Annotated in this window: 16 protein-coding genes; 9 read left to right on the top strand and 7 right to left on the bottom strand. The window is 70.8% G+C overall.

Going from position 1 to position 19253, the window contains the following annotated elements; genetic code table 11:
* Nucleotides 1–30 precede the first annotated feature (30 nt).
* The 7 genes from H537_RS0123160 (at nt 31) to H537_RS49610 (ending at nt 10045) form a co-directional block, all read left to right on the top strand.
* Nucleotides 31–702, top strand: a complete 672-nt coding sequence (locus H537_RS0123160) for a TetR/AcrR family transcriptional regulator (protein WP_028999749.1) — start codon at nt 31–33, stop codon at nt 700–702.
* 310 nt (nt 703–1012) lie between these two features.
* Nucleotides 1013–1597: a TRAP transporter small permease gene (locus tag H537_RS44970; protein WP_051243134.1), complete on the top strand. Its 585-nt coding sequence runs from the start codon at nt 1013–1015 to the stop codon at nt 1595–1597.
* A gap of 37 nt (nt 1598–1634) precedes the next feature.
* Nucleotides 1635–2915 (top strand): TRAP transporter large permease subunit, encoded by a 1281-nt coding sequence (locus H537_RS0123150; protein ID WP_028999748.1) that lies wholly within the window; start codon nt 1635–1637, stop codon nt 2913–2915.
* A 100-nt stretch (nt 2916–3015) separates the two neighbouring features.
* Nucleotides 3016–4023, top strand: coding sequence for a TRAP transporter substrate-binding protein (locus H537_RS0123145; RefSeq protein ID WP_028999747.1), 1008 nt, complete (start codon nt 3016–3018; stop codon nt 4021–4023).
* A 67-nt stretch (nt 4024–4090) separates the two neighbouring features.
* A complete protein-coding gene (locus H537_RS0123140) occupies nt 4091–4981 on the top strand; it encodes a shikimate dehydrogenase (RefSeq protein ID WP_051243133.1) in 891 nt (296 codons plus the stop codon).
* Between the two features lie 20 nt (nt 4982–5001).
* Nucleotides 5002–6915 carry a bifunctional sugar phosphate isomerase/epimerase/4-hydroxyphenylpyruvate dioxygenase family protein gene (locus H537_RS0123135; RefSeq protein WP_028999745.1) on the top strand — a complete coding sequence of 638 codons (1914 nt, stop codon included), beginning with the start codon at nt 5002–5004 and terminating at the stop codon, nt 6913–6915.
* A 172-nt stretch (nt 6916–7087) separates the two neighbouring features.
* Nucleotides 7088–10045: a response regulator gene (locus tag H537_RS49610; RefSeq protein ID WP_156901893.1), complete on the top strand. Its 2958-nt coding sequence runs from the start codon at nt 7088–7090 to the stop codon at nt 10043–10045.
* Here the strand turns inward: H537_RS49610 and mnhG are convergent.
* The 6 genes from mnhG to H537_RS0123100 form a co-directional block, all read right to left on the bottom strand.
* Nucleotides 10002–10364 (bottom strand): monovalent cation/H(+) antiporter subunit G, encoded by a 363-nt coding sequence (gene mnhG / locus H537_RS0123125; protein ID WP_028999744.1) that lies wholly within the window; start codon nt 10362–10364, stop codon nt 10002–10004. The genes H537_RS49610 and mnhG overlap by 44 nt on opposite strands.
* On the bottom strand, nt 10361–10639 hold the full coding sequence (locus tag H537_RS0123120; RefSeq protein ID WP_028999743.1) for a K+/H+ antiporter subunit F: 279 nt from the start codon (nt 10637–10639) through the stop codon (nt 10361–10363). The genes mnhG and H537_RS0123120 overlap by 4 nt, the downstream gene beginning before the upstream one ends.
* Entirely contained in the window at nt 10636–11124 is a 489-nt protein-coding gene (locus tag H537_RS0123115; RefSeq protein ID WP_028999742.1) for a Na+/H+ antiporter subunit E, read from the bottom strand. Before H537_RS0123115 ends, H537_RS0123120 begins: the two co-directional genes overlap by 4 nt.
* A complete protein-coding gene (locus H537_RS0123110) occupies nt 11121–12788 on the bottom strand; it encodes a monovalent cation/H+ antiporter subunit D (protein ID WP_028999741.1) in 1668 nt (555 codons plus the stop codon). Before H537_RS0123110 ends, H537_RS0123115 begins: the two co-directional genes overlap by 4 nt.
* Nucleotides 12789–12864: 76 nt before the next feature.
* Nucleotides 12865–13209, bottom strand: coding sequence for a Na+/H+ antiporter subunit C (locus tag H537_RS0123105; protein ID WP_028999740.1), 345 nt, complete (start codon nt 13207–13209; stop codon nt 12865–12867).
* Nucleotides 13209–16112, bottom strand: a complete 2904-nt coding sequence (locus H537_RS0123100; protein WP_028999739.1) for a monovalent cation/H+ antiporter subunit A — start codon at nt 16110–16112, stop codon at nt 13209–13211. Before H537_RS0123100 ends, H537_RS0123105 begins: the two co-directional genes overlap by 1 nt.
* Before the next feature lie 232 nt (nt 16113–16344).
* Here H537_RS0123100 and H537_RS44960 point away from each other — a divergent pair, with 232 nt between their 5' ends.
* On the top strand, nt 16345–17274 hold the full coding sequence (locus H537_RS44960; RefSeq protein ID WP_051243131.1) for a universal stress protein: 930 nt from the start codon (nt 16345–16347) through the stop codon (nt 17272–17274).
* 48 nt (nt 17275–17322) lie between these two features.
* On the opposite strand, the gene H537_RS0123090 is transcribed toward H537_RS44960, so the two are convergent.
* The gene (locus H537_RS0123090) at nt 17323–17730 is read right to left on the bottom strand and encodes a GreA/GreB family elongation factor (protein WP_028999738.1); all 408 of its coding nucleotides are present in this window, start codon (nt 17728–17730) and stop codon (nt 17323–17325) included.
* Nucleotides 17731–18215: 485 nt separating this feature from the next.
* On the opposite strand from H537_RS0123090, the gene H537_RS0123085 reads away from it, so the two are divergent.
* Nucleotides 18216–19199, top strand: a complete 984-nt coding sequence (locus H537_RS0123085) for a DMT family transporter (protein ID WP_028999737.1) — start codon at nt 18216–18218, stop codon at nt 19197–19199.
* The last annotated feature ends 54 nt before the right edge of the window (nt 19200–19253 follow it).

The raw sequence follows: 19253 nt of genomic DNA, 5'->3' as shown, positions 1-19253 counted from the left end.
CCGGGGATGGCGGCTCCTACACTGCGCGCCATGAACGAGACAGTACATTCCGCCCCCCGGGCCGCGACGGCCAAGGCGGAGGGCACGCGCACGCACGACCCGGAACGCACGATGGCCGACATCCTGGCCGTGGCCACGCGGGAGTTCGCCGACAAGGGCCTGGCCGGTGCGCGCGTGGACGCGATCGCCGAGGCCACGCGCACCAGCAAGCGCATGCTCTATTACTACTTCGGCAACAAGGAGGGGCTGTACGTCGCGGTGCTGGAGAACGCGTACAGCGCCATGCGCGCGATCGAGTCGCAGCTGCACCTGGAAGATTTCGACCCCGAGGAGGCGCTGCGCCGGCTGGTGGCGCACACGGTGGACTACCAGCGGGAGCACCCGGACTTCATCCGGCTGGTGATGAACGAGAACATCCACCGCGGCGAGTTCATGGCGCAGAGCAAGGTGATCCAGCAGCTCAACGTGCCCGCCATCGACGCCGTGCGCCGTGTCTACGAGCGCGGGGTGGAGGCCGGCGTGTTCCGCGCGGGGCTCGACCCGGTGGACCTGCACATGTCCATCAGCGCTTTAAGCGTCTTCAACGTCGCCAACCGCCACACCTTCTCGCTGATCTTCAAGCGCGACCTGGAGTCGCCCGAGGCCATCGCCGCGCGGCGCGACAGCATCGTGGACATGGTGGTGCGCTTCGTGCGGCGCTGAACGCTGCCCCGGGCCCGCGTCCCTTCCAGCCCGGCGCGGGCTGCCGTCCCGCGCGCCCAGCGTGGAATTTAGGCACCACGCTTGAGGAAGTAATACGTTCTCTGCTCACAAGGCGCGACCGGGTGCACCCGCCTGCGCCTTCGCCAAATCCGAACTGGAACCGTTTTCTTTGCTGCGCTGCATCTAGGGGTTAATCCCAACGCGGGAAAACGAACCAGTTCGTACATTTCTGATCCGCGGCAAATGAGGACCGCGCCGTTTGCCGCAAGAACCACGCGCCGTTCCCGGTGCCCGACACGGAGACAAGCTCATGAACCGATTCCTGGACGGCTACTGCCGCGTGCTCGACGCGCTCATTGCGCTGGCGCTGGCCATCATGGTGGTGCTGGTGTTCGGCAACGTGGTGCTGCGCTACGCCTTCAACTCCGGCATCACCGTGAGCGAGGAGGTCTCGCGCTGGCTGTTCGTATGGCTGACGTTCCTGGGCGCCATCGTGGCCATCAAGGAGCACGGCCACCTGGGCACCGACATGCTCGTGTCGCGCCTGGGCAAGACGGGCAAGAAGGTGTGCCTGGTGATCTCGCAGCTCGCCATGCTCTACGTCACGTGGCTGCTGTTCCAGGGCAGCCTGGTGCAGGCGCAGATCAACGCCGACGTGCAGGCGCCGGTGACGGGTGCCTCGGTGGCGATCTTCTACGCCTCGGGCGTGTTCTTCGCCGTCTCCGCGGCGCTGCTGCTGCTGCGCGATCTCATCCGCACGCTCACCGGCAAGGTGCGCGACGAGGAGCTGGTGATGGTGCAGGAGTCCGAGGACCTGGCCGCGCTGCACGACCTGCACCTGGACGAGCCCATGAAGCTCGACGGCCAGCCCACGCGCCCCGCCGCACAGCGCTGAAGCCGCGCCGCCTCAGAACAAGCACAAGGACTCCACCATGACCGTCTTCATCTTCCTGGGCTCGCTGCTGGGCGCCATGGCGCTGGGCATCCCGATCGCGTACTCGCTGCTGGTGTCGGGCGTGGCGCTGATGTGGCACCTGGACATGTTCGACGCGCAGATCCTGGCGCAGAACGTGATCAACGGCGCCGACAGCTTCCCGCTGCTGGCCGTGCCCTTCTTCATGCTCGCCGGCGAGATCATGAACGTCGGCGGCCTGTCCGCGCGCATCGTCAAGCTGGCGCTGACGCTGGTGGGCCACAAGAGGGGCGGGCTGGGCTTCGTGGCGATCCTGGCGGCGTGCATGCTCGCCGCGCTCTCGGGCTCGGCCGTGGCCGACACCGCCGCGCTGGCAGCGCTCTTGCTGCCCATGATGGTCAAGGCGGGCCACGACAAGGCCAAGAGCGGCGGCCTCATCGCCTCGGCCGGCATCATCGCGCCGATCATTCCGCCGTCCATCGGCTTCGTGATCTTCGGCGTCGCGGCCAACGTCTCCATCTCCAAGCTGTTCCTGGCCGGGATCGTGCCGGGCATCCTGATGGGCACCTCCATCGCCATCGCCTGGTACTTCGTGGCCAAGCGCGAGAACATTCAGCCCCCGCCCAAGGCCAGCCTCAAGGAGCAGCTCGCCGCGCTGCGCCAGTCGCTGTGGGCGCTGGGGCTGCCGGTGATCGTGATCGTGGGCCTGAAGATGGGCGTCTTCACCCCGACCGAGGCCGCCGTGGTGGCCGCCGTGTACGCGCTGCTGGTGTCGATGCTGGTGTACCGCGAGATGAAGCTCAACCAGCTCTACGGCGTGTTCGTCTCGGCGGCCAAGACCACCGCCGTGATCATGTTCCTGGTGGCCGCCGCGATGGTCTCGGCCTGGCTCATCACCGTGGCCGACATCCCCAGCCAGATGATCAGCCTGCTGGAGCCCTTCATGGGCAACCAGACGCTGCTGCTCATCGCCATCATGTTCCTGGTCATGGCCGTGGGCACCGCCATGGACATGACGCCCACCATCCTGATCATGACCCCGGTGCTGATGCCCGTGATCAAGGCCGCGGGGATCGACCCCGTCTACTTCGGCGTGCTGTTCATCATCAACAACGCCATCGGCCTGATCACGCCGCCGGTGGGCACGGTGCTCAACGTCGTGGCCGGCGTGGGCCGCATGAAGATGGACGAGGTCACCCGCGGCGTCATCCCGTTCATGACCGCGCAGTTCATCGTCATGTTTTTGATGGTGTTCTTCCCCTCCATCGTCACCGTGCCGGCGCGCTGGTTCGCCAGTTGACGGTGCAACGGCTGGCGCCTTGTGCGGGCGCCGGCCGCTTCGTCCGACCCTGCCTGCAATTCCTGTCCGCTCCTCCAACACGAATCCCGGAGACCATTCCATGAAGCTCGTCCGCACCCTCTTTGCCGCCGCTGCCGTCGTCGCGCTGCTGCCCCTGGGCGCCAGCGCCGCCGACATCAAGGAACACACCATCAAGTTCGCGTTCCAGAACCCCAAGGAGCATCCGCAGGGCCAGGGCGCGCAGAAGTTCGCCGACCTCGTGTCGCAGAAGTCCGGCGGCAAGATCACGGTGAAGCTGTTCCCGGGCGGCACGCTGGGCGGTGACGTGCAGACCGTCTCCGCGCTGCAGGGCGGCACGCTGGAGATGACGGTGCTCAACGCCGGCATCCTGCAGTCGCAGGTCAAGGAGTTCGCGGTCTACGACTTCCCCTTCCTGTTCAACACCGCGCAGGAAGCCGATGCCGTGACCGACGGCGCCTTCGGCAAGGGCCTGTTCGCCAAGCTGGAGCCCAAGGGCCTGGTGGGCCTGAACTACTGGGACCTGGGCTTCCGCGACCTCACCAACAGCAAGCGCGCCATCGCCAAGGCCGAGGACATCGCGGGCCTGAAGATCCGCGTCATCCAGTCGCCCATCTACATCGACCTCTTCAATGCGCTGGGCGCCAACGCCACGCCCATGCCCTTCCCCGAGGTGTACCCGGCGCTGGAGCAGAAGGCCATCGACGGCCAGGAGAACCCGGCCACCGTCATCCGCGCCAACAAGTTCAACGAGGTGCAGAAGTACCTCACGCTCACGCACCACATCTACAACACGCAGGCCGTGATCGTGAGCAAGAAGTTCTGGGACAAGCTCAACGCGGACGAGAAGGCGCTCATCACCGACGCCGCCGCGCAGGCCACCACGTTCCAGCGCGGCCTCTCGCGCACCCAGGCCGACGTGGCCCTGGACGACCTGAAGAAGGCCGGCATGCAGGTCACGCAGCTGGCCCCGGCCGAGGTCGAGAAGCTGCGCGCCAAGGTCAAGCCCGTGATCGAGAAGCAGACCGCGGTGGTCGGTGCCGACACCGTCAAGGCGCTCAACGCCGAGATCGCCAAGGTCCGCAAGTAAGCGCTGCGCTTTGGGGGGCGGCCTCGGCCGCCCCTTTTCTTTGCCTCAACGACTTCCACACCCCACCATGACCGCCTCCTCCACCCCCATGGCCTTTCCCCACAACAAGCTGCTCGTGGGCCTGATCGGCGCGGGCATCCAGCGCTCGCTCACGCCCGCGATGCAGGAGGAGGAAGCGCGCCACCACGGCCTGCGCATGCACTACCAGCTCATCGACCTGGACACCACCCAGTCCGGCCCCGAGCTGCTGCCCACGCTGCTGGCGGCCGTGCGCACGATGGGCTTTGCCGGGCTGAACATCACCTTCCCCTGCAAGCAGGCCGTCATCCCGTTGCTGGACGACCTCTCCGACGAGGCGCGCGCCATGGGCGCGGTCAACACCGTGGTGCACCGCGACGGCAAGCTCATCGGCCACAACACCGACGGCTCGGGCTGGTCCTGGAATTTCCAGCGCCAGCTGCCTGACGCGGACTTGTCCCGTGTCCTGCTGCTGGGCACCGGCGGCGCGGGCTCGGCCATCGCGCACGCGGCGCTGCGCATGGGCGTGCAGGAGCTGCGCCTTTTCGACGTGGACCCGGCGCGTGCTGAAGGGCTGGCCGCCGAGCTCAACCGCCTCTACGGCGCGGGCCGGGCCGTGGCCGCGGCCGACATCGCCGGCGGCATCGCCGACGCCACGGGCCTGATCCACGCCACCCCGATGGGCATGGACAAGATGCCGGGCCTGCCCCTGGCCGAGGAGCTGCTGCGCCCGGAGCTGTGGGTGTCGGAGGTCGTGTACTTCCCCATCGACACCGCGCTGCTCAAGGCCGCGCGCGCCAAGGGCTGCCCCACGGTGGACGGCGGCGGCATGGCCGTGGGCCAGGCCGTGGGCGCCTTCAAGCTCTTCACCGGGCGCGAGCCCGATGCCGCGCGCATCGACGCCCATTTCCGCCGCCTGCTGGCCGAGCGCGCGGCCTGAACCCGACGAGGCCCTTCCCCATGCGCCGCTCCATCGCCACCGTTTCCCTCTCCGGCACGCTGCGCGACAAGCTGCAGGCGATCGCCGCCGCGCGCTTCGACGGCATCGAGCTGTTCGAGCCCGACTTCACCAACGCGCGCATGTCCGCCGCCGAGCTGCGGCAGCAGTGCGACGACCTGGGCCTGAAGGTCGAGCTGTTCCAGCCCTTCCGCGACTTCGAGGGCATGCCCCAGGATGCCTTCGAGCGCAGCCTGGTGCGCGCCGAGAAGAAGTTCGACCTGATGGAGGCGCTGGGCTGCCCGATGGTGCTGGTGTGCTCCAACACCTCGCCGCTGGCGCTGCCCGACCCGCAGCTCGCCGCCGAGCAGCTGCACGTGCTGGCCGATCGCGCCGCGCGGCGCAACCTGCGCATCGGCTTCGAGGCCCTGGCTTGGGGCCGGCACGTCAACAAGTGGCGCCAGGCCTGGGACATCGTGCAGCGGGCGGACCATCCGCATCTGGGGCTGATCGTGGACAGCTTCCACACGGCCTCGCTCAAGGACAGCCCGCAGGGCATCGCCGACGTGGGCGAAAAGCTCTTCTTCGTGCAGATGGCCGACGCGCCGCTGATGGGCCTGGACGTGATCGACTGGGCGCGCCACCACCGCAACTTCCCCGGCCAGGGCCAGTTCGACGTGGTGGGCTTCTTCGAGCAGTGCGCGCGCGCGGGCTACGGCGGGCCGCTGTCGCTGGAGATCTTCAACGACGTGTTCCGCGCCACGCCCAACCGCCGCATCGCGGTGGACGCCATGCGCTCGCTGCTGTGGCTGGAGAGCGAGGTGCGCCAGCGCCTGGAGCAGGCGCAGGGCGAGGACGCCCACGCGGCGCGGCTGCTGCAGCGCCAGGTGCTGTTCAACCCGCCGCCGGTGCCGCGCTTCAGCGGCCTGAGCTTCATCGAGTTCGCGGTGGACGGCGCGCATGCCGAGGCGCTGGGCCACCTGGTGCGGCAGCTGGGCTTCCGCTTCGCCGGGCGGCACCGCTCCAAAGCCGTGACGCTGTTCCGCCAGGGCGGCGTCAACCTGGTGCTCAACCAGCAGGCCACGCCGGCCGCGCGCGAGCGTTTCAGCCTGCAAGGGCCCTCGGTGTGCGCGCTGGGGCTGCGGACGGACGACCCGGTGGGCGCGCTGAACCGCGCCACGGCGCTGCAGTCCGCGCGCTACGACGCGCCCACGGGCACGGGCGAGCAGCGGCTGCCCTCGATCGTGGCGCCGGGCGGCATCGTGCTGCACTTCGTGGACGAGGCGCTGGGCGAGAACGGGCTGTTCGAAAAGGACTTCATCCTCGAACCCGAGGCCGCCGAAGGCGCCGGCGGCGCGGGCCTGGAGTGCATCGACCACCTGGCCGTCGGCCTGACGGCGGACCGGCTCGACACCTGGGTGCTGTTCTGCCGCGCGGTGCTGGGGCTGGACGCGGGCGACGCGGTGAAGTTCGCCGACCCCTTCGGCCTGATCCGCAGCACCGGCATGTCGGATGCGGCGCGGCACCTGCGCCTGGTGCTCAACATGAGCATGAGCGAGCGCACGCGCATGGCGCAGGCCGCGCAGGCCAGCGGCGGCGTGGGCGTGCAGCACATCGCCTTCGGCTGCAGCGACCTGTTCGCCGCGGTGGACAAGCTCCGGCGCGCGGGCGTGCGCTTCGTGCCCATCTCCGACAACTACTACGACGACCTGCCCACCCGCTTCGAGGTGGCGCCGGAACTCGTGCAGCGGCTGCGCGCGGCGGGCGTGCTGTTCGACCGCAGCCCGCAGGGCGACTACCTGCACGCCTACACCGAGGGCTACGCCGGCGCGGGCTTCTTCTTCGAGCTGGTGCAGCGCCTGGGCGGCTACGACGGCTACGGCGCCGTCAACGCGCCGGCGCGCATGGCCTCGCAGGCGCAGGAAGAGCAGCAATAGGGGCGCAGTGGCTTGTGCACCGGCCGGCCCGTGGGCGCCGTGCCGGCGCACGCTGCCCGTAGCCCGGGATTGAGGCGCATCAAGCCGCCTCGCCGCGGCCGTGGAGCGGCAGGCGCCGGACAGGAGAAAATGGAGGGTTGCCTGTCCCCGCCTTGCCCAAGCAGTACCCCCCGTGACCGACGCCCCGCCCCAGGCGCCCGCGCCACTCCATGACGATCCGGCCGCCGAACGCAGTGCCTTGCGGGCCGCGCGGCTGCTGGGCGGCGCCGTGGCGGCACTGGGCGGCGCCGTGCTGCTGGGCTGGGCGCTGGACATCCCCACGCTGCGCCACGTGCTGCCGGGCTTCGAATCCATGAAGCCCAACGCGGCGGCCGGCTTCGTGCTGTGCGGCGCCGCGCTGCTGGCGCGGGCGTTGCCGCCGCTGCGCTGCCGTCACTTGGCCCGCGCCCTGGGCGCGCTGGTCGTGGTGCTGGCGCTCACTGCGCTGTTCCAGGACTTGGCTGGCATCGTGCTGGGCATCGACGGCTGGCTGATCGACCTGCACCGCGTCCCGGGCGAGATCTCGGCCCGCATGGCGCCGCTGACGGCGCTGTGCTTCCTGCTGTGCGGCAGCGCGCTGGCCTCGGGGCCGGGCTGGATTGCGCCGCGCCACGCGCGGTGCTGCGCCCTGGGCACTGGCTTCCTCTGCCTGGTGGCGCTGTTCGGCTACCTGTTCGGCGACGACGCGCTCTACCGCCTGGGCACGTACCGCGCCATGGCGGTGCATACCGCTCTCGGCATGCTGGGCCTGGCGGCGGGGCTGCTGCTGGTGACGCGGTCGCGGCACGGCGAGGGTCAACTCTCGTGCCTGGTCACCACTGTCGCGCTGGCCGTGCTGCTGTCGGTGGGCTGGGTGGTCTCGGACCGGCTCAACAGCCTGGCCGAGTCGGACCGCCGGGAGACGCGCCGCGAGCTGGCGCTGCACGAGCTGGACGGGCTTTTCTTCTCCCTCGTCGATGCCGAAGCGGCGCTGCACGGCTACATCGTCACGGACGACGAGTTGCGGCTGGAGATGTTCCACCGCGCGGTGCTGTCCACACAGGGGCGGATGGAGTCCGCTCGGCGGCTGCTGGAGAGCCAGCCCGAGCAGCAGCAGCGGCTGGCGCAGCTGGCCAAGCCGATCCAGGAAGAGCTGCTGCGCATGCAGGCCAGTGCGGAGCTCGTGCGCACGCGCGGGTTTCCGGGCGCGCGCGACAGCATTCTCAAGCTCTGGCGCGACAAGGTGCACATGCTCGCCATCCGGCAGCGAATCACGGAACTGCAGGCGCGGCAGCAGCTGCTGCTGGAGCAGAGCATGGCGGCCAAGGAGGCCGACGTCTGGCGCACGCGCCGCACGCTGCTGGGCGGCGGCGCCTTCGGCACGCTGCTGCTGCTGGGCATCCTGGCACTGCTGTGGCGCGAGAACGCCCGGCGCCGCGCCAGCGAGATCGAGCTGCAGCTGCGCCGCGACGAGGCCGAGGCCGCCAGCCGGGCCAAGAGCGCGTTCCTGGCCAACATGAGCCACGAGATCCGCACGCCCATGAACGCCATCCTGGGCCTGACGCACCTGCTGCAGCGCGACGGCGCCACGCCGCAGCAGTCGGCGCGGCTGTCCAAGATCGACGGCGCGGCGCGGCATCTGCTGTCCATCATCAACGACGTGCTGGACCTCTCGAAGATCGAGGCCGGCAAGCTGCGGCTGGAGGAGCGCGACTTCGGCCTGGGCGCCCTGCTGGAGCAGGTGCGCTCCTTCATCGCCCCGTCCGCTGCGGCCAAGGGGCTGGAGGTGGAGGTCGCCGTCGACGGCGCGCCGTCCTGGCTGCGCGGCGACGACACCCGCGTGCGCCAGGCGCTGCTGAACTACGCCGCCAACGCCGTGAAGTTCACGGCACAGGGGCGGATCACGTTGCGCGCGCAGCTGCTGGAGCAGCGCGGCGAGCGGCTGCTGATGCGCTTCGAGGTCGAGGACACCGGCATGGGCATCGCCGCGCAGCAGCTGCCGCGGCTGTTCGAAGCCTTCGAGCAGGCCGACCGCTCGACCACGCGCCAGCACGGCGGCACGGGCTTGGGTCTGGCCATCACGCGGCGCGTGGCCGCGCTCATGGACGGGCAGGCCGGCGCCGACAGCGCGCCGGGTCGCGGCAGCCTGTTCTGGTTCACGGCCTGGCTGGGTCGCGGCGAACCGGTGCAGGCGGCAGCGCCCGCCGGCGTGCAGGCCGAGGCCGAGCTGCGGCAGCGCCATGCCGGTGCGCGCGTGCTGCTGGTCGAGGACAACGCCATCAACCGCGAAGTGGCGCTGGAGCTGCTGCGCGGCGTGGGGCTGGCGGTGGACGTGGCCCAGGACGGCGAGGCGGCCCTGGCGCAGCTGCGGCGCGAGCGCTACGCCCTGGTGCTGATGGACGTGCAGATGCCCGTGCTGGACGGCCTGCAGGCCACGCGCGCGCTGCGGGCGCAGCCGGCGCTGGCCGCGCTGCCCGTCATCGCCATGACGGCCAACGCCTTCGAGGAGGACCGCGCCGAGTGCCTGGCTGCGGGCATGAGCGACTTCATCGGCAAGCCGGTGAACCCGCAGGCGCTGTACGCGGCGCTGCTGAAGTGGCTGCCGCCGCAGGAGGCGGCGCGGAGCGTTTCGCCGCCGGTGGCCCAGGTTGAGACCGTGCCGGTGCCGCAGGCGGCGCCGTCCGGTGCTCCGGCCGCGGCGGCGGGTGCCTCGGCATCGCAGGACGACCTGCTGGCTCGGCTGGCGCAGCACCCGGGCATGGACGTGGACGGCGCGCTGACGCGGCTGGCGGGCCTGGAGCACCGCTACGGCGCGCTGTTGAGGCTCTTTGCCAGCCACCATGGGCGCGACGGCGAGCGGCTGGCGCAAAGCCTGGTGCGGCAGGACTTCAATGCCGCCCGCCTCACGGCGCACGGGCTCAAGGGGCTGGCCGCCACGCTGGGCGCCACCGAGCTGGCCGAAGCCGCACAGGCGCTGGAGGCGCGGCTGCGCGAGGGTTGCATGGACGCCGAGGTGCTGCGTCCGCTGGTTGCGGCGCTGGAGCAGCGCCTGATGCCGCTGGTGCGGCTCATCGAGCAGGCGGAGGCGGAGGCTCCTGGCGCCGAGGCTTGAGCGCGGGCGGCATGGCGTCCCCGGCCTGGCGGTGGCGGAACAGCGCCGCGCGGGCCAGCACCATGGTCGTCACCGGCGCGGTGACGGACAGCACGATGATGATCAGCCACACGTGCAGCGACAGGCCCTCGCCCCGGGCCGAGAAATAGACGATGGAGGCCAGCGTGACGATCCACGCCGCCAGCGTCGAGGCCAGCGCCGGCGCGTGCATGCGCAGGAAGAAGTCCGGCAGCCGCCACAGGCCCAGCCCGGCGGCCAGCACCATCGCGCCGCTGAGCAGCAGCAGCGCGGCCACGATCCACTCGCCGGTGCTGGTCATTCGATCACCTCCCCGCGCAGCAGGAACTTGGCCAGCGCCACCGAGCTCACGAAGCCGAACAGCACCATCAGCAGCGCGCCCTCGAAGTACATGCTGCTGTCGTAGCGGATGGCCAGCACCAGCATCAGCAGCATGCCCACGACGTACATGAAGTCCACGGCCAGCACGCGGTCCTGCGCGCTGGGGCCGCGGAGCAGGCGCATCAGCCCCAGGCCCATGGCCAGCACGTACATCAACAGCGTCACCGTGATCGCCACGGAAAGCACAGGGCTCATTGGAAGATCTCCATCAGCGGCCGCTCGTAGCGGCTCTTGTAGTGGTGGATGAAGGCAGCTTCGCCGTCGAGGTCGAAGACATGCAGCAGCAGCGCGCTGCGGTCCGGCGCGAGCTCGCACCAGACCGTGCCGGGCACGACGGCCGTGATCACCGACAGCGCAGCCAGCGCGTGCTCGTCGCGCAGGTCCAGCGGCACCACCACGAAGGTGCCGCGCGGCGGCCTGCGGTGCGCGCGCAGCACGCCGCGCCCCACCTGCAGCGCCGACAGCACCACGTCGCCGCCCACCGTCAGGATCAGCCGCGCCAGCACCAGCGGCCGGCGCACCGGGCCGGTCGGCGGGCGCAGCGGCGCCATCAGCCGCGGCAGCAGCACGGCCAGCACGCCGCCCAGCAGCAGGTGCGCCAGGCTCAGGCTCTCCTGCAGCATCAGCCACAGTGCCAGCAGCGCGGCCGACAGCAGGGGTGCGGGCAGCCAGCGCTTCATGGCTGGGCCTCCACGGCGGCCGGCACGACGGGCCGCGCGCCCATCACGGCGTCGATGTAGCGCCCGGGCTGGTGCAGCGTGTCGGCCGTGCTGCGCATGTAGCGCAGGGCCGGGTCGCCGTGCAGCGCCAGCAGCACGCAGCCCAGCAGCAGCAGCCCGATGGGCAGCGTCTCGATGATCCGCAGCCGCGGCGCGGGCCGCACCTGCAGCGTCCAGAAGTGGCGCATGCCCACGCGCAGCAGCGCCGTGACGGCCGCCAGGCCGGAGACGATCAGCAGCGTGAACAGCACCCAGCCCGCACCCTCTTGCAAGTACAGCAGCGTCGTGAGCATGGCCAGCTTGGCGACGAAGCCCGACAGCGGTGGCAGCCCCGCCACCACCAGCGTGCACACGGTGAAGGCCACGCCCAGGAAGGCCAGCGCCGCGGGAATGGCGCGCCCGGTCAGCGCCTCCTCGTCGTCGTCCAGGTTGGTGCCGGCCGGCGGCTCGGCGTCCACGAAGAAGGGCAGCGCCTCGCGGCTGTCGTCGAGCTGCGGCGGCGCGACCTCCACCTGCCGCGCTCGCTCCAGCAGCTCCACGAGCAGGAACAGCGCGCAGCCCGCCAGCGTGGAGCTGGCCATGTAGAACAGCGCGCCGCTGCTGAGCGCGGGCTGGTTGAAGCCCAGCGCGGCGATGAGCGTGCCCGAGGAGGCGATGACGCTGTAGCCCGCCAGCCGCGCGAGCTGCTGCGAGGCCAGCATGCTCACCGAGCCGAAGGCCAGCGTCGCCAGCCCGCCCCACACCAGCACCTCGCTGCCGAACATCGCCGAGGCGCCCGCGCCGATCGGGAAGCACAGCGTCCACAGCCGCAGCACCGCGTACACGCCGACCTTGGTGAGGATGGCGAACAGCCCGGCCACCGGCGCGCTGGCCGCGGCGTAGGCCGGCGGCAGCCAGAAGTTCAGCGGCCACAGCGCGGCCTTGGCCAGGAAAGCGATGGCCAGGATCGAGGCCCCGGCGTGCAGCAGCCCGCGGTCGCTCTCCGGGATCATGCGCAGCTTCATGGACAGGTCGGCCATGTTGAGCGTGCCGGCCACGCCGTAGAGCAGTGCCACGCCGATGAGGAACATCAGCGAGGCCACGAGGTTGATGGCGATGTAGTGCAGCCCGGCGCGCACCCGCGCCGTGCCGTCGCCGTGCAGCAGCAGCCCGTAGCTGGCGGCCAGCAGCACCTCGAAGAACACGAACAGGTTGAACAGGTCGCCGGTGAGGAAGGCGCCGTACAGCCCCATGAGCTGCAGCTGGAACAGCACGTGGAAATACACCCCGGCCTGGTGCCAGCGCGCCAGGGCGTAGAGCAGCGAGGCCAGCGCCACGCTGCCGGCCAGCACCGCCATCAGCGCCGAGAGCCGGTCGGCCACCAGCACGATGCCGAAGGGCATCGGCCAGTTGCCGGGCAGGTACAGCGCGAAGGCCTGCGCCGCGTCGCCCACGTCCACCCGGCGCAGCAGCATCACCGCCAGCACCAGACCGGCCACGGTGGACACGAGGTTGAGCCCTGCCTTGATCCCGCGCCGCCGTGTGCCCAGCAGCAGCATGAGCGCGGCCGTGGCCAGCGGCAGCAGCACCGGCGCGACCACCAGGTGCTGCAGCGGCATGTCCAGGACGGACCACACGTCGTTCATTGGTGCCTCCTCGCGCTGCGCGCGGTCCCCCCAGGGGGGACGGATCGCCCCCTTCGGAACGGCCGTGCGGGGGCGATCATGGCCGCTCCTCCTGCCCGTCCACGTGGTCGTTGCCGCTGAGGCCGCGCAGCGCCAGCAGCACCACCAGGAACAGCGCCGTGGTGGCGAAGCCGATGACGATGGCCGTGAGCACCAGCGACTGCGGCAGCGGGTCGGTGTAGTTCTCCAGGTTGGCGGTGAGCCCGGGCTTGACGATGGGCTCCTTGTCGATGGACAGGCTGCCGATGCTGAAGATGAAGAGGTTCACGGCGTAGGACAGCAGCGACAGCCCGATGAGCACCTGGAAGGTGCGCGGACGCAGCACCAGCCACACGCCGGCACCGGTCATCACGCCGATGGCGAGGGAGACGATCAGTTCCATCAGAGCTCCTCCCCGCCGGTGGCGTCGTCCGCGCGGCGCCGCACGCGCAGCGACTGGTGCGCGATGGCCGTGAGCAGCAGCAGCGTCGCGCCCACGACCACGGAGAACACGCCCAGGTCGAAGAAGGTGGCGCTGGGCAGGTGCACCTCGCCGATGAGCGGCAGCGTGAAGTGCGCGGTGTGCGTGGTCAGGAACGGATGGCCCGCCACCAGCGAGCCCAGCCCGGTGAACAGCGCCAGCAGCAGGCCCACGGCGATCCAGCGCGGCGGGCGCAGGTGCATGCGCGCCTCCACCCAGCGCGTGCCGCCGACCATGTACTGCGCGAGGAAGGCGATGGCCACCACCAGCCCGGCCACGAAGCCGCCGCCGGGCTGGTTGTGCCCGCGCAGGAACAGGTGCACGGCGAACATCGCAGCCACCGGCAGCAGCAGCCGTACCAGCACCGCGGGCACTTCCAGGTAGCGCTGCTCGGCCACCGGCGCCGCGGCCGGGCGCTCGGCCAGGTCGCTTTGCAGGTTGTCGCCGACCACCTGCTGCTGCGCGGGCTGGTGGATCACCTCCTGCGGTGGCCTGAAGCGCCGCAGCAGCGCGAACACCGTCAGGCCCACGATGCCCAGCACCGTGATCTCGCCCAGCGTGTCGAAGGCCCGGAAGTCCACCAGCATCACGTTGACCACGTTGGCGCCGCCGCCCTGGGGCAGCGCGCGCTCCAGGAAGAAGGGCGAAATGCTCAGCGGCGCCTCGCGCGTGAGCAGCGCATAGGACAAGGCCGCCAGCCCGGCGCCGATGAGCAGCGCCAGCACGAAGTCGCGCCGCCGCCGCCAGCGCGCGCGGCCCACGGTGCGCGGGTCGTCCTGCTCCATGCGCCGCGGCAGCCAGCGCAGCCCCAGCAGGAACAGCACCAGCGTGACCACCTCCACCGCCAGTTGCGTCAGCGCCAGGTCGGGCGCGGAGAACCACGCGAAGGTGATGCACAGCGCCAGGCCCACGACGCCCAGCATGGCCAGCGCCGCCAGGCGGTGGAACTTGGCCTGCCACGCCGCGCCGATGGCGCAGGTGCCGGCGATGACCCACAGCAGCACGAACTCCAGCGTGGCCGGCACGCGCGGGCGGTGGCCCCATTCCAGCGGCACGATCAGCGCGGAGCCCAGTGCCGCGGCGCCCGCGATGGCGACCATCCAGAACAGTTGCGGCTGCAGCCGCCGCGTGCCGGCCCAGCGCCGCCCGCGCCAGGCCAGCGCGGTGACCTGGGCCAGCGTGCGCTCGAACAGCCGCTTGCCGTCCCAGGGCATCAGCGGCACGCCCCGGCCGCCGCGGCGCTTGAAGCGCGGGGCGAAGCGCAGGTACACCGCGATGCCCGCCACCAGGGCGATGAGGCTCATCACCAGCGGCGTGTTGAAGCCGTGCCACACGGCCAGGCTGTACTCGGGCAGCGTGCCGCCCACCACCGGCCGCGCCGCCGTGGCCAGCATGGGGCCGACCGACCAGGCCGGCAGCGTGCCCACGACCACGCAGGCCAGCACCAGCAGCTCGATGGGCAGCCGCATCCAGTGCACCGGCTCGTGCGGCCGGCGCGGCAGGTTGCGCGCAGGCGGGCCGAAGAAGACGTCGTGCCCGAAGCGCAGCGAATACACCACGGCGAACACGCCGGCCAGCGTCGCGGCCAGCGGCAGCGCCGCCTCCACGCCGGGATGCGAGCTCACGAACACCGTCTCGGCGAAGAACATCTCCTTGGACAGGAAGCCGTTGAGCAGCGGCACGCCGGCCATGGCCGCGCAGGCCACGATGGCCAGCGTGCCGGTGACGGGCATGCTGCGGTACAGGCCGTCCAGGCGCCGCATGTCGCGGGTGCCGGTCTCGTGGTCGATGATGCCCACCGACATGAACAGCGAGGCCTTGAAGGTGGCGTGGTTCATCATGTGGAACACCGCCGCTACGGCGGCCAGCGGGCTGTTGAGGCCCAGCAGCAGCGTGATCAGCCCCAGGTGGCTGATGGTCGAGTAGGCCAGCAGCCCCTTGAGGTCGTTCTGGAACATGGCTGCGTAGGCGCCCAGCAGCAGCGTGGCCAGGCCCGCGCCGCCGACGGTCCAGAACCAGGCGTCGGTGCCCGCGAGCACCGGCCACAGCCGCGCCAGCAGGAACACGCCGGCCTTGACCATGGTGGCCGAGTGCAGGTAGGCCGACACCGGCGTGGGCGCGGCCATGGCGTGCGGCAGCCAGAAGTGGAAGGGGAACTGCGCGCTCTTGGTCAGCGCGCCCAGCAGGATCAGCCCCAGCGCGAGCGGGTACATCGGGTGCGCGCGCACCGTGTCGCCCGCGGCCAGCACGGCGTCGAGGTCGTGGCTGCCCACGATGTGGCCCAGGATCAGCAGGCCGGCCAGCATCGCCAGCCCGCCCGTGGCCGTCACGGTGAAGGCCATGCGCGCGCCGCGCCGCGCGTCCTTGCGGTGGTACCAGTAGCCGATGAGCAGGAAGGAGAAGACGCTGGTGAGCTCCCAGAACACCACCAGCTGAACCAGGTTGCCCGCGGTCACCACGCCCAGCATCGCGCCCATGAAGCCCAGCAGCAGCGAGTAGAAGCGGGCCGCCGGGTCCTCGGGCGAGAGGTAGTAGCGCGCATAGACGATCACCAGCAGCCCCATGCCGCTGACGAGCATCGCGAACATCCAGGCGAAGCCGTCGAGCCGCACCACGATGTCCACGCCCAGCCCGGGCAGCCACTGCAACCGCTCGCTCAGCACCGCGCCGCCCGCCACCTCCGGGTACAGCAGCGCCAGCGGCACCGCGACGGCCAGCGCCACGGCCGCCGCCCACAGCGATTCGAGGTTGCGCGCGTTGGTGGGCAGCAGCGCCGCGATCGCGCTGCCCACGAACGGCAGGCACAGGAGCAATAGAAGGGACATTGATGCGCAGTCTAGGGGTGGGCGGCCGGATGCCGGTTTTTTGAACGCGAAAGCATTGGCTGAGTCGAAACGCCGGCCACAGGTTCCGCGCCCGGCGCAATCGATGATGTCGATCAACGGCGGACGCGGTGCCGCGTGGCGATGCGGGCGTGGGCGTGGTGCCGGGGCGAAGATGCGCCGTCGGCCTTGCTCCCGCGCCGGCCCCTCCTCCTTGCACCGTGGAAAGGACCGCATGAGCCCCTTGAGCCCCATCCTCGTGGCCACCGACTTCTCCGCGCCGGCCCGGCATGCCGTGCAGCGCGCGGCCCGGGTTGCGCATGAAACCAGTGCCGCGCTGAGGCTGCTGCACGTGCTGCCCGGCGACGTGCTGGGCCTGCTGCGCGAGTGGCTGGGCGCGGACAACGCCGCGGAGTCGCAGCTGCTGGAGCAGAGCCGCCAGCAGCTGCTGCGGCTGGCCCAGGAAGTGGGCTCGGCACGCCACGTGCGGCAGGTCGAGATCAGCGCCAAGGCCGGGCCCATCGTGCGCGAGATCCTGGCCGAGGCCCAGTGCCCGGCCGCCGGGCTGCTGGTGCTGGGCGCGCGCGGGGCCGGCTTCCTGCGGCGCCTGGCGGTGGGCACGACCTCCGAGCGGCTGCTGCGGCGCACCTTCACGCCGCTGCTGGTGGTGCGCCAGACGCCGCACGAGCCCTACCGGCGCGTGCTGGTGGCCGTTGACTTCTCACCCTGGTCCGCCCACGCGCTGGCCCTGGCCCGCCAGGTGGCGCCGCACGCGCGGCTGGTGCTGCTGACGGTGTTCCAGGTGCCGTTCGAAGACAAGCTGCGCTTCGCCGGCGTGGATGCGGCGACGGTGGAGCAGTACCGGCTCCAGACCCGCGCCCGGGCCGAGCAGGAACTGCACGCCCTGGCCGAGCGTGCCGGGCTGCGGCCCGGCCAGTGGACGGGCTGCGTGCTGGAAGGCGACGCGTCGATGCGCATCCTCGAGCAGGAACAGGAGCAGGACTGCGACCTGGTCGTGCTCGGCAAGCATGGCCGCTCCCTGACGGAGGACCTGCTGCTGGGCAGCGTGACCAAGCACGTGCTGGCCGAGGGCGGCGCGGACCTACTGGTGTCCACGGCGCACACCGGCCAGGACCAGCCCGAGGCTGGCGTGCAGGCCGCGTAGCACTGCGGAGCGCCGGCCGGCGCCTTCACGCCGCGGCCGACGCGGGGCTCACAGCGTGTAGATGCCGTGGGCCTCGGGCTGGAACTCGATGGCCTCCACCCGCGCCGAGCCTTCCCAGCCGTCGGGCAGGCGCCAGCGCGCCACCTCGCCCACGCGCAGGCCCAGCACGCTCATGCCCACGGGCGACAGCACCGACACGAAGCCGCGCGCGGGCTCGGCATCGGCGGGATAGCACAGCGTGAGCTTGAGTTCGCGGCCGGTCTGCAGGTCGGCGAGCAGCAGCCGCGTGTGCATGGTCACCACGTCCGGCGGCATCTCGCGCGAAGGCAGCAGCTCGGCCTCTTCAAGCACGGTGGCCATGGGATGGCTGTGCCGCTCCTGTTGGTTGATCAGTCGCCCGATGCGGCCGTGGTCCAGCTCGGTCAGCGTGCGGTCGTCGGCGGTCAGGATGTTCATCCTCTGCTCCTGCAAGCAAGGCCAGGGCAAGCGTTGCCCCGGCACTGGTGCGCTGAAGGGGCCCGGCGATCGACGTTGCGCGAAATGGGTGGGTGGATAGGGATCGCCGGGCTCAGCAGGGTGCGGCTGGCTGTCGTCGCAGCCCGCAGGGGCACCGCCGCGCGCCGACGCCGCCATGGGCTGGCGTCGTCGTCGTGGCGCGCGAGGGGAGCGGGAGATCCATGGGGGCGAGGGTAGGCGCCCCGTCAATCCGCAGGCAAGCGCACGCCTTTTGGGCACGGCACCGGGCGGCTACCAGAGGTCATACAACTTGGTCAAGGCGATGGCGCCGTGCGGCTCGAATCCGGGACATTCAGGCTCGCTGCGGCGGAGAAAAGCGCTCGTGAGCCAGAATGGTGCGTTCTTTCTACCTCTTGTTGTCGTACAACCAAGGAAATCCCGGTGTACGCACAACAAGCCTCAAGCTGCTTCCAAGACTTCCAGAGATGCCCTGCGCCACCCCTGCCCGCCCTGCCCCGTCGGCTGCTGACGCCTTCACCGAGCGCAGCACCGTGTTCCTGTTCGCGACCCTGTGCTGCCTGCTCTGGGGCAGCGCGTATCCGGCGATCAAGGGCGGGTATGCGCTGTTCGGCATTGAGGCGGGCGACGTGCCCTCCAAGCTCGTGTTCGCGGGCTGGCGCTTCGTGCTGGCCGGCGTGCTGCTACTGGCGCTGGCGGCCTGGCAGCGCAAGGACGTGCTGGGCCCGCTGCGGCGCCAGCCCGGCATGCTCACCGTGCTGGGCGCCACGCAGACCACGGCGCAGTACATCTTCTTCTACGTCGGGCTGGCCTACACGACGGGCGTGAAGGGCTCGATCCTCAACGCCACGGGCGTGTTCTTCAGCGTGCTGCTGGCGCATTTCATCTATCACAACGACCGCCTGAGCCCGGCCAAGATGCTGGGCTGCCTGGTGGGCTTCGTGGGCGTGATGGTCGTGAACTTCCACGCCGCCGCGGGGCTGGACTTCGAGTTCACGCTGCTGGGCGAAGGTTTCATCGTCATCGCCGCCTTCGTGCTCTCGGCCGCTTCCATCTACGGCAAGCGCGTGTCGCAGCGCATGGACGCGATGGTGATGACGGGCTGGCAACTGGGCATCGGCGGCGCGCTGCTGTTGCTGCTGGGCTACGGCAGCGGCGGCGGGCTCTCGGGCTTCACGCCCGCCTCCACCGCGCTGCTGCTCTACATGGCGCTGCTGTCCTCGGCGGCCTTCGCGCTGTGGAGCCTGCTGCTCAAGCACAACCGCGTCAGCCTCATCACCGCCTTCACCTTCCTGATCCCGGTCTTCGGCGCGCTGCTGTCGGCGCTGTTCCTGGACGAAAGCATTCTGGAATGGAAGAACGCCCTGGCGCTGCTGCTGGTGTGCCTGGGCATCCGGCTCGTGACGCGCGAGGCCGCGGCGCCGGCGAAGGCAGCCGGTAGCGGCTGCTGAGCGTCCTTTCTAAGGGTTAACCCTTGCTCGGCAAGGACTTGCTGCACCGCAACA

It is taken from the genome of Azohydromonas australica DSM 1124 (assembly GCF_000430725.1).
Lineage (GTDB): Bacteria > Pseudomonadota > Gammaproteobacteria > Burkholderiales > Burkholderiaceae_C > Azohydromonas > Azohydromonas australica.
This window is presented reverse-complemented; position numbering and strand designations above follow the sequence as displayed.

Coding starts and splice junctions, on each gene's coding strand:
- H537_RS0123160 (WP_028999749.1), top strand. CDS start 31: ATGAACGAGACAGTACATTCCGCCCCCCGGGCCGCGACGGCCAAGGCG.
- H537_RS44970 (WP_051243134.1), top strand. CDS start 1,013: ATGAACCGATTCCTGGACGGCTACTGCCGCGTGCTCGACGCGCTCATT.
- H537_RS0123150 (WP_028999748.1), top strand. CDS start 1,635: ATGACCGTCTTCATCTTCCTGGGCTCGCTGCTGGGCGCCATGGCGCTG.
- H537_RS0123145 (WP_028999747.1), top strand. CDS start 3,016: ATGAAGCTCGTCCGCACCCTCTTTGCCGCCGCTGCCGTCGTCGCGCTG.
- H537_RS0123140 (WP_051243133.1), top strand. CDS start 4,091: ATGACCGCCTCCTCCACCCCCATGGCCTTTCCCCACAACAAGCTGCTC.
- H537_RS0123135 (WP_028999745.1), top strand. CDS start 5,002: ATGCGCCGCTCCATCGCCACCGTTTCCCTCTCCGGCACGCTGCGCGAC.
- mnhG (WP_028999744.1), bottom strand. CDS start 10,364: ATGACCAGCACCGGCGAGTGGATCGTGGCCGCGCTGCTGCTGCTCAGC.
- H537_RS0123120 (WP_028999743.1), bottom strand. CDS start 10,639: ATGAGCCCTGTGCTTTCCGTGGCGATCACGGTGACGCTGTTGATGTAC.
- H537_RS0123115 (WP_028999742.1), bottom strand. CDS start 11,124: ATGAAGCGCTGGCTGCCCGCACCCCTGCTGTCGGCCGCGCTGCTGGCA.
- H537_RS0123110 (WP_028999741.1), bottom strand. CDS start 12,788: ATGAACGACGTGTGGTCCGTCCTGGACATGCCGCTGCAGCACCTGGTG.
- H537_RS0123105 (WP_028999740.1), bottom strand. CDS start 13,209: ATGGAACTGATCGTCTCCCTCGCCATCGGCGTGATGACCGGTGCCGGC.
- H537_RS0123100 (WP_028999739.1), bottom strand. CDS start 16,112: ATGTCCCTTCTATTGCTCCTGTGCCTGCCGTTCGTGGGCAGCGCGATC.
- H537_RS44960 (WP_051243131.1), top strand. CDS start 16,345: ATGAGCCCCTTGAGCCCCATCCTCGTGGCCACCGACTTCTCCGCGCCG.
- H537_RS0123090 (WP_028999738.1), bottom strand. CDS start 17,730: ATGAACATCCTGACCGCCGACGACCGCACGCTGACCGAGCTGGACCAC.
- H537_RS0123085 (WP_028999737.1), top strand. CDS start 18,216: ATGCCCTGCGCCACCCCTGCCCGCCCTGCCCCGTCGGCTGCTGACGCC.